This is a genomic window from Herpetosiphon gulosus (assembly GCF_039545135.1).
Taxonomy (GTDB): Bacteria; Chloroflexota; Chloroflexia; order Chloroflexales; family Herpetosiphonaceae; genus Herpetosiphon; species Herpetosiphon gulosus.
Window position 1 is genome coordinate 216,476 of record NZ_BAABRU010000009.1, and the last position, 10,297, is coordinate 226,772.

Here is a 10,297-nt window from a genome sequence, read left to right on the forward strand (position 1 = left end):
TCGCTTATAATCTACAAACAATGCCAGTGATTGAGGGTCGCATATGTTGCCAGAAACACTTATCCAACAGATGAGCCATGGCTGGGTTCACGCCCCGATTGCCTCGCTGATTTATCATCGCAGTGGCCGCGCCGAATTGCTCAACCTTGCCGGAATGGAGTTATTGCAATATCAACCGGAAGAGGCTGCCCTAGCTCAACAACATTATAATCTGCATCGAGACCCTTCACTCCAAGCGCCGCTCACCAAAAGTGCTATTGCCTCGGCCTTTGAGGGCAAAAAAACCCGCATCGGCGAGTTGGATTATGAGTTGCTGAATGTGCATGCGCGGCCTTCTGGTAAACATATTGTGGCACGACTCAATCTGGCTCCACTACGGGTCGAAGCCAAAACAGGCGAGTATATTGTGGCATTTTTTACCGATATCACGCCCCAAGTGACTATGCGCCGCGAACTCGATAGCCGCAAGCACGAAATTCAACAGGCGGAGCAACAACAAGAAGCGCTGCGGGCCGAAATCGAAGCCCGTTCAGCGCCAGTTGTGCCAGTGTTGCCAGGCATTTTGGTGCTGCCCTTGGTTGGTGCGATCGATTCACGCCGCGCCGAATATGTGCTGAATTGTTTGCTCGAAGCTGCCTCCGAGCATAGCGCCGATACGCTCTTGCTCGATGTTACGGGCATTCCGGTGGTCGATACGGCTGTGGCAAATTATCTGCTGCAGGCGATCAAAGCGCTCAAATTGCTTGGCACCGACACCATTGTGGTTGGCATTAGCCCTGAAATTGCCCAAACCTTGGTGCAATTGGGCCTACGGCTGGAAGATATAACCACTCGCGCCGATTTGCAAAGTGGCTTGCAGACCGCCCTTCGTCGCCAAGGCCAAATTATTCTTGCTCGTTCGTGAGGTGCGCCCATGGCTTCTAGCTTAAATACACTCATTCGCAGCAGCGCTTGGTCGGTTATGTCAATCGGTTCAGCTATTTACGACAAAACGGGCAAGGCGATTTATACCAACACTGCCTTGCGCCGAATTTTCAATCTCAGCCCAGCTGAAATGGTTGAGCTGCAAGAAAATTACAATCTATTCGATGATCCTTCCTTGGCGACTCCTGAGCTACAAGCCGATCTGAAACGGGCTTTTGCTGGCGAAGAAGTCTTTTTGCCAATTTTAGATTATGTGATTGTTGATTCCCACGGCCAGCCGAGCAACCGCCATTTAGCCGCACGCTTTTTGCTCAAGCCTGTCGGCGATGCCACGCCACCGGAATATGTGGTGGGCTATTTCCACGATGTCAGCGAAGCGCTCGAATTAGAAGCTCAAATTAGCGCTCGACGCGACGAAATCGAACGCATGAGCCAGCAAGATTCGTTGCTCAAGGCCGAAATTGCCGCCCGCGCTGTGCCAGTTGTGCCAATTTTGCCAGGGATTTTGGTCTTGCCCTTGGTCGGCGGAATCGATCCAATGCAAGCTGACCAGATTATCACCGCCTTGTTGCAAGCTAGCTCACGCAGCAATGCTGATACTGTGATCTTGGATTTAACGGGCGTGCCGGTGGTTGATACTGCCGTGGCAAACTACATTTTGCAGGCGATCAATGCACTTAAATTGCTTGGCACTGAAACAATTGTAGTCGGGATTAGCAACGACATTGCCCAAACTATCGTGCAATTGGGCATTCGGCTGGATATGATCGCCACTCGCGCCGATTTGCAAAGTGGCTTAATGGCCGCGCTCGAACGCCAAAACTTGACGATCGAGTCGATCTAACGTGCTATAATCGCTGCATTAGGCATGGTCAAGTTGGTTACGCCATAGCGTAGCCTTTGTGGATAGGAATTCTGGTTTTGAGCTTCATTCTGTTGCTTGATGAGGATCGGGCGTTTTCGGCCACGCTCGCTCGTACTTTAGAGATGGCCAGTTATCGGGTGATGCGCGAATGGACTGAAACCAGCGCTCGCGAGGTTGCCCGTACCCAACAGCCCGATCTCATTTTGCTCGATCTTGAGCTGGGCCGCGAACAAGGCTGGGCTTTGCTCGATGAGCTGGTAAGCCTAGGCTTGCGGGTGATGGTGATGTCACATCGTAGCAGCGCCGAGGATATTGCTCGTGGCCTGCGTGCTGGCGCGACCGATTATATTACCAAGCCCTACCGCACCGAAGAATTGCTAGCACGAATTGCGATTCGCTTGCGCCAAGCGCCACCGCCAGCTTTGCAACGCGCCGATACCCGCATACCCAAACTGGCCGAGCCAGCCATCGAAACACCTGTGGTTGCACCAGCAGTTGAGGTTGAAACGCCAACCCTGAATATTCCGCTTGGGCAACGCCTACGCCAAGCCCGCAAACTGCGCAATATCTCGCTAGTTCAAGCCAATTTGGATACCAAAATCCAAATGTATTATATTCAGGCGATCGAAGAAGAGAAATATGCCTTGCTGCCGCGTGGCGCTGCCGCCGAAGAGATTGTGCAACGCTATGCTCAATTTCTCAGCGAAGATCCCGATCAGGCCTTGGCCGAGTTCCGGCGTTTGCACCATAGCGATGTTGAAACCCTGCGCAATTTGGGCGGCCAGCCCGTGCGCTATCGACGGCGCGTTTCGTGGCCGTTGGTGTTGAGTTTGGTTGCGTTGCTCACCTGTGGTCTCGCTTCTGGCGCGATTGCCTTGATCTTCCCTGAAGAAACCCGCAATGTTACCACCAATGTGCGGGCGATGTTCAGCGACCCAACCGCCACGCCAACACTCACGCCAACCCCAACTGCTACGCCTAGCCCTACACCGACGCTCACGCCAACCGCTACGCCTAGCCCTACGCCAACCCTAACCCCCGAACCAAGCCCAACCCTTGATCCGAATGCGCCCACGGCGACACCATAAGGAGTTTGTATGTCAATTAAAGCTGATCGCTGGATTAAGCGCATGGCTCAAGAGCATGGCATGATCGAGCCATTTGTTGATGGGCAAGTGCGCGGCGGAGTCGTTTCGTATGGCTTATCGTCGTATGGCTACGATATTCGAATTGCTGATGAATTTAAGATTTTCACCAATGTTAATTCGGCAATTATCGACCCCAAAAACTTCGATCCGCGCTCGTTTGTCGATGTTAAAGCTGATGTGTGTATCATTCCACCAAACTCGTTTGTGCTTTGCCGCACGATCGAATACTTCCGCATTCCGCGCAATGTGTTGTGTGTTTGTGTCGGCAAATCGACCTATGCCCGTTGTTTTAGTGGCGATACACGAGTTGCGCTGGTTGATGGCACCAACCCAACCTTGGCCGAAATGGCCAAACGTTCAGAGCAGGGCGAGTTATTTTGGGGCTATAGCATTGGGCCAAATGGCCGAATTATCGTGACCCTGCTAGAGCAACCGCGCTATATCGGTCGCGATAGCTTGCTAGAAATCACGCTTGATAATAATCAGACCATTCAATGCACACCCGATCATGAGTTTATGCGCCGCGATGGCACGATGGTGCAAGCAGCAAATCTACGCCCAAATGATTCATTGATGCCATTGTATCGCCAACTTTTTCGCGGCTATGAGATGGTCTATCAATTGATTAATGGCCATTATTTCCCAACCCATCGCCTAGCCGATGAGTGGAATATTCGCCATAATATTTACGCCGATCAAGCCAATACCCATCGCCAGCTGCGCCAACCAGCAACTTCTCAATCGATCTACACGTTAAATGATCAGCGTAATCAAACGAACCAGCAGCATTATCGCCAAGCGCTACCTATACAAAACTCACAGCAACCAGTCAATCACAAAATCACCGCGATCAAGGAATTGGCTGGCACGCACGATGTTTATTGTTTGTCGGTGCCTGAGGCTGGTAATTTTGCGCTTGATGCAGGGGTTTTTGTTTCAAATTGTGGTCTGATCGCGAATGTAACGCCCTTCGAGCCTGGTTGGGAAGGCTATGTGACAATCGAAATTAGCAATACAACGCCCTTGCCAGCCAAAATCTATGCCAATGAAGGGATTGCCCAAGTGTTGTTTTTCGAGGGTGACGAGTTGCCAGAAGTGGCCTATGACGATCGTTCGGGCAAATATCAAGGCCAAACTGGCGTGACCTTGCCACGAATTTAATTCATTAATTTGGCCATTTTAATAAATCAGCATACAATACAAACAACCACCATGTTCGTGGTAGCGAGGAAGTGAATACTTTATGCTGGTAACAGGTGTTGATTTAATCGAGATCGACCGGATCAATCAAGCAGTATCACGTTGGGGTCAGCGTTTTGCCCGTCGGGTTTGGACTGAAGCAGAATGGTTGCGCTGTCGTGATAGTGCTCAGTCGTTAGCGGCACGTTGGGCGGCCAAGGAAGCCGCCGCGAAAGCCCTCGGTGTTGGCCTCAAAGGGATCGGCCACCCTGCATGTGCCGTCGCATGGCGTGAAATCGAAGTTGCTAACGACACTCAAGGCAAGCCAATGTTGCGGCTCCACGGCGCAGCCCAACAACGAGCCAACGAACTAGGCATTCGCCATTGGTCAGTCAGCCTTTCGCATAGCGGCGATCAAGCGATCGCGTTTGTGGTGGGCATGGGCTAGATCAAACGGATCGTAAACTACCACGCCCTTTGTGGGCGTGGTTTTAGGTTGTAATGGATACCCCCCTAGCCCCTCCTTTCAAGGGTACATTGTTCACCAGCATTGCGGATCACCACCCTTCCGTCCCGCCTCAAGGCGGGAAACGTCGGGGGCTTTAATCCCCCGACACCCCCTCAAGGATATGTGGTGGTGAACAGGCATCCACCGATGAACTACGGGATTGGTGGTTCACAACGGAAAACGACTAAAAACCTTCCCTTGTAAGCTAGCCCCGCTCCCGCCGCAGTGGGCGAGGGGTTGGGGGTGAGGGAACTCGGCTAAAGGCTAATTGAACTCAGTTGCTTGATAATCGCTACGGTTTTGATGCTGACCGTGATCACTTGTTTGAGCAGGCGTACAATCGCCTCAGGATCATCAAGGTCGTTGGGATCGCTGGTGATGCCGCTGCGCTTGTCGGTGCTCACTTGATATTGGTCAATCACCCATTCGAGCGCCGAGCGGTTGCCCAAGCGATAGTCGTAAACTTCGGCGGGAATGCCTTCAAGCGTCAAGGCTTGGTTGTAGTTGATTGCGCTTTTGTCGCGGCTTAATCGCATTTTCTCGACCCGCCATGTCCATGGTACAGCGCGATTTTCGCTGTGCTTGAGTTTATATTCGGGTTGTTGTTCGTAGTTCAGGTGCAATTCGGCCAATTGGCGACCTGCCGCGCTTAGTTGTTCGATTTCGCTTGGCGCAAGCAATGGGATGCGCGGTAGCTCAAGTTTGAGGTTGGCAGCATAGCGCTCACGATAGCTTGGCACGTGCAATAACCCATAGACGTAGTAGAAAATCGCCCATTTATCGAAATTGGGGTTGCCAGTATGCGTTTGAAAATGCTGTAATGCCCAATCGCTAATGTTCTCGCGCCGATTGCTGCCATCTTCGTCGTAAATGTAGAATGGGAAGCACTGAGATCCACCTTGAGGTTGCATTTCAGGGATGAGATTAGTCATTAGTGTATACATTGGTATTTCCGTACCAGTTTTAACTTGAATCAAAAGATTCTCTGATTCTTGTAAAGATGAGGGGAATATTTTATATTGACTATATCTTCTTTGATTAAGAATCGAATCAAAATATAAGAACTTTTTTACAAAAGGACGATAGAAAGATTTCCTAATTTTATTCTTATCAAAATTGATATCTACATTTTTGATTAAAGCATTTTTTAGCAAATCTGTCCACTTTATTTTAGTTTCATCATTATTAACAAAACTATCAACATCAGGTTTATTATTTTTTAACCAACGGAGCTTTTCATAATCATAAAATAATAGCATATTCTTGATATTTATTTCTAGAGCTTCTTGGTTAAAGTTGTATGCCCAAGCATCGCGATTGGTTGAAACGCCCAAACTATAAGTATTGAAAATCGTCGATTCTGCGCCAACGCTGCCAGAGCGAGCCTCTTTGCTGCCAATTGGTACAAATGTGGCGAAATCGTCGCTCATGCCCTCGGTGATCCATGTGCCATTGTTGGTAGGCTGCAATTGTTGCCAAGCAATCGCCCGATAATCGGCGTGCTGGTTGAGATAACTATATTTCTCACCGCGCCGCCACCATTCATCCAAACGGGCATAATGCAACTCGGCCTGTTGGCGCTGGGGATATTTGGCGCGATTACGAATCAATAAGGTAATGGCCACGCTTACCTGAATGCCAAACACATTGTGGGTTGTGCCCGAAAGCTTGGGATTTTTGCGCACATTGCCGCCCAAATCGAGCACATAGATGCTGGTAAAATCCTTCAGCAACTCCTTGCGCATGCCATCGAAGGCAATTTGCTCGACAAACGAGCCATTGCTGACATAGGCAATCACCCCATCGTTATCGCCGAGGCGATCGGTAGCCCAACGAAAAAAGCGCGAATACATATCATAGAGCTTGGTTTGCAACGATGCTTTCGACGATTTGGCATAGGTTTGGCGAATTCGCGCATCGACATGCGGATATTTACGATTTTTATTATTATCATTTTCATTTTGCTGGCCGACGTTATAGGGTGGATTGCCAATAATCACAAAAATTGGTGCATCTTGCTGTTGTTGCACCCGTTGAGCATTTTCGGGCACAAACATCGAAGCTTGGCGCTTATTGGCTTCCATCTCTAAAGTATCGGCAAAACAAATGCCTTCAAATGGCGCATAATTCTGGGTGCGATCATAAAATTCATGTTCAATATTTTGGGCCGCGATGTAATAGGGCAACAGCAAAAGTTCATTACAATGCAACTCATGGCGATATTTATGCTCAAGCGTGCTATTTTGCAATTGATTCAAAATTTCGAGCATAAACGTACCTGTGCCAACGCAGGGATCGAGCACATGTACCCCTTTATCGCTCAAACTAGAATCGAATTGATCGCGCAATAATTGCTCGACTGACGCAACCATCCAGCGCACAATCGGCGCAGGCGTATAGACAATCCCGTGCGTATCGGCGATATCAGTGGAATAGCCTTGGAAAAACTGCTCATAGACCGTATTTAAAAAGGTTGACTTCTCGCTATAATCGCTGATCGTTCGGGCCGAATTTTCAATCGCCTTATAAAAATAATCGAGGCTAGCCAAAAACTTATCGCGGCTAAATGCGCGTTTGGTTAATACCGCAATTACTTTTTCCAATTCGGCGGCGATTGCATTACGGCGCACAAAATCGGGGTTATCGAAAACCGAGCGAAAAATCCGTTCAGTCAACAAATGCTGAATCAACATCTCCTCGACTTGCTGCTCACTGGTTTGGGGGTTGAGCGAACTTCGACACAGCGCCACAAAACTATCGAACGCCAGTTTAAAATCGCGGCTATGCTTTTGCTCGTTGGCAATAATTTCGGCGACACTGGCGGCCAAATCAGGAATTTCACGCCGAAAGCGAGCGACCGCCAAGTGAAAATCATCGACTTGTGGCTCGGTATAACTAAAAAATGCTTCGAGCAAGCGCACCAACTGGCGGTCATCGTGCATATCGATGCTCAACACCCGCTGATTATTTTGGTATAACACCGCTTGGCGGCTATTTTCAAATAAACTATTTTTGGTGGGATAGCCTGCGCGGAGCTTATTGCTAATTTCGCGTTCCAAATCATCGGCGGGATCTTTAGCTTCCCAAATGCCACGGCGCAACTTGAGGCTATCGCGCAGTTCGCCATCGAAGCGCAGCGCTTTGCGCGAACCGAGGGCCAGAGTTTGCTCAGCAACTAGGGTCATACCCCAAGCGCGGCCAGCCTCGCTCAACAAATTTTGAAAGGCATTGCGAATCGCACCTTCGTTGAGACCACCAGCCTTCATCACCCGCGCCAATTCAGCACGATAGGTATTCAGCACCTTGGGGGCAATCGTTGGCATAACAACTCCCTATTCACTACGCACACTTGTACGATTATAGCATAGGGCGATGTCGGATGTTTGTGCTTTTTAATAACTTTCGCGCTGATGCAAGCCATGCTCAACTGCCAACAAAGCTGCTTGGGTTCGATCAGCGACATCGAGCTTGGATAAAATGGTGCTAACGTGGTTACGAACCGTGCCCTCGGAAAGCCGCAATTGATCGGCAATGCTGGCATTGGTGTGGCCTGTGGCAATCAAATTGAGCACTGCTAGCTCGCGCTCAGTCAAACGGCCAGTTAATTGGCTGGCTGGTGGTTGATTGCGCGAGTTGGCAACTTGGCTCAGCAGGCGGGCAGTCACATTGGGGTCAACATAGGCTTTGCCCGAAACTGTGCCACGAATCGCGCTGACCAAATCGATATGGGCCATATCCTTGAGTAAATAGCCTGCCGCACCAGCCCGAATTGCCTCAAACAACCACTCATCATCATCGTAGGTAGTCAACACTAAGATTTTAACCAGTGGCTGGGCTGCGCTAATTTGGCGCGTAGCCTCGATGCCATTCATAATCGGCATTTTCAGATCCATCAAAATCAGGTCTGGTTGCCAATCTGCGCTAAGTTGCACCGCCTCACGTCCATTGCTGGCGACTGCAACCACCTCAAGATCAGGCGCGAGATTCAGCATAATCGACAGGCCATCGCGCACAACCGCCTGATCATCACAAATTAATAGTTTGATCATTGCTCAACCTTTTGTTGTAAAGCGTAATTCGACCAACGTGCCCAGCCCAAACTTGCTACTGATGTTGAGTTGGCCGCCCAACTCAGCCGCTCGCTCATGCATGCCTGCGATGCCAAAATGATCAGCGCCCACAATCAATGTTGGTTCAAAGCCACAACCATCATCGCGCACTGTCAAACTTAATTCAGCCCCAACGCTGCTTAATTGGATACTCAAGTGTTGGGCATTGGCATGGCGAATCGCGTTGCGAATTGCCTCTTGGGCCACACGATAGATGCAAGTTTCAAGTTCAAGCGCGAGTGGCGGTAGCTTTGGCGTAATAGTCAGCTCAAGTTCAATCTGAGTTGTACTCGCCAATTGTTCAGCCAACTGCTGGAGCGCCAACACCAAGCCCAAATCATCCAACGGGCGAGCGCGAAGGGCTTTGAGAGCCAAGCGGGTTTCTTGCAAGCCATGGCGGGCGGCTTCGAGCGCCGAATCTTGCAGCTTATGGCTGGTGGCTGGCTCAATTTCACGGTAGAGTTTGGCGGCTTCGAGCTGCACAATCAAGCCGCTTAGGGCATGGGCTAGGGTATCGTGTAACTCGCGGGCGACACGGTTGCGCTCACGGCTGATTGTTAAACGTTCTTGAGTGCCGGCATAATCACGTAATTGCTCATGGGCTTGGATTAACGCCGCATTTTGCAGCCGCAAACGTTGTACCAAAGCTGATAGCGCATAGCCAAACACCAAAAACGTGCTAGTTTGAACAATTGTGATTGCCACCGCTGAGCTAAACCGAGGTTCGCGCAGCAAAATTGGCAATAAAATTAATGCCCCGGTTGCAAAACAAAACCAGACCACCTGCCGCCAAGTATATTGCCAAGCCACAATCACCACTGCCACACATAGCATCGGGCACAAACGCATCACGACTAAGCCTGGCTCGGTAGTAATTGGGCCAGGCCCGCTGGTAATTAATGGGGTCAACAGAATTGGCACAACCGAAATCAACCCAATAATCAAGGGCATAAACACCCGCCCCAAACGCTGTTGCGCTACATCCCAAGTTGCTAAACCAAAAACCACTCCCGCCAAGGTGATATGAATCGCATAGTAGAACCATGGCAAGGGGCTCGTATCAGGGCGCGACATCAACGAAACCCAATCAAGACCCGTTAAAATCAAAAAATAGCTAATCCAAAGCAAGGCCACACTTTGTAGGATGCGTTTGATCGATAGGCCACCACTGAATTGCTCAGCTTCATCGGCATGATTGAGGCTGGGCAGAGCTTGGGTTTCTGCTAGTGGCAGACGTTTGGCAGAATCTTGGAATAACATAGGCGTTCCTTGCAGTGGTGGCGGGTTATCTACTTCTCGTCGGAAATTGATTTCGAGTGATTTGGTATTCAATCCGTTCCCTCACCCCAACCCCTCGCCCACTGCGGCGGGCGAGGGGCATTCCACCAATTATGCCAGGACGCTTCCCCCTCTCCTCGCTTGGCGGGAGAGGGGGCTAGGGGGTGAGGGCATTCCAACCGTCGCAAAAAATCTATCAACCCTCAGGCCATTATAGCATGGCGGTTTGCGCCCTAGCAGTGCCAAATGTCACCATCCGCATGCCCCAAACAATGACAAATGTCAT

At 50.1% G+C, this 10,297-nt stretch carries 8 protein-coding genes; 5 read left to right on the top strand and 3 right to left on the bottom strand.

The features are described 5' to 3' along the window. Window positions 1-43 precede the first annotated feature (43 nt). The 5 genes from ABEB26_RS14070 (at window position 44) to acpS (ending at window position 4,564) form a co-directional block, all read left to right on the top strand. Window positions 44-904, top strand: coding sequence for an STAS domain-containing protein (locus ABEB26_RS14070; protein ID WP_345722665.1), 861 nt, complete (start codon window positions 44-46; stop codon window positions 902-904). Between the two features lie 9 nt (window positions 905-913). Beyond that, window positions 914-1,768 carry an STAS domain-containing protein gene (locus tag ABEB26_RS14075; RefSeq protein WP_345722666.1) on the top strand — a complete coding sequence of 285 codons (855 nt, stop codon included), beginning with the start codon at window positions 914-916 and terminating at the stop codon, window positions 1,766-1,768. A 77-nt stretch (window positions 1,769-1,845) separates the two neighbouring features. Then, window positions 1,846-2,877: a response regulator gene (locus ABEB26_RS14080; RefSeq protein ID WP_345722667.1), complete on the top strand. Its 1,032-nt coding sequence runs from the start codon at window positions 1,846-1,848 to the stop codon at window positions 2,875-2,877. Window positions 2,878-2,886: 9 nt separating this feature from the next. Further along, complete coding sequence (locus ABEB26_RS14085) at window positions 2,887-4,098, top strand: dCTP deaminase domain-containing protein (protein WP_345722668.1); 1,212 nt, start codon at window positions 2,887-2,889, stop codon at window positions 4,096-4,098. Between the two features lie 82 nt (window positions 4,099-4,180). After that, the gene (acpS, locus tag ABEB26_RS14090) at window positions 4,181-4,564 is read left to right on the top strand and encodes a holo-ACP synthase (RefSeq protein WP_345722669.1); all 384 of its coding nucleotides are present in this window, start codon (window positions 4,181-4,183) and stop codon (window positions 4,562-4,564) included. Window positions 4,565-4,881: 317 nt separating this feature from the next. Here the strand turns inward: acpS and ABEB26_RS14095 are convergent, their stop codons facing one another. The 3 genes from ABEB26_RS14095 to ABEB26_RS14105 form a co-directional block, all read right to left on the bottom strand. Then, complete coding sequence (locus ABEB26_RS14095; protein ID WP_345722670.1) at window positions 4,882-7,947, bottom strand: type ISP restriction/modification enzyme; 3,066 nt, start codon at window positions 7,945-7,947, stop codon at window positions 4,882-4,884. A 69-nt stretch (window positions 7,948-8,016) separates the two neighbouring features. Further along, window positions 8,017-8,673, bottom strand: coding sequence for a response regulator (locus ABEB26_RS14100; protein WP_345722671.1), 657 nt, complete (start codon window positions 8,671-8,673; stop codon window positions 8,017-8,019). A gap of 3 nt (window positions 8,674-8,676) precedes the next feature. Beyond that, window positions 8,677-9,993 (bottom strand): sensor histidine kinase, encoded by a 1,317-nt coding sequence (locus ABEB26_RS14105; RefSeq protein ID WP_345722672.1) that lies wholly within the window; start codon window positions 9,991-9,993, stop codon window positions 8,677-8,679. Between the last annotated feature and the right edge of the window lie 304 nt (window positions 9,994-10,297).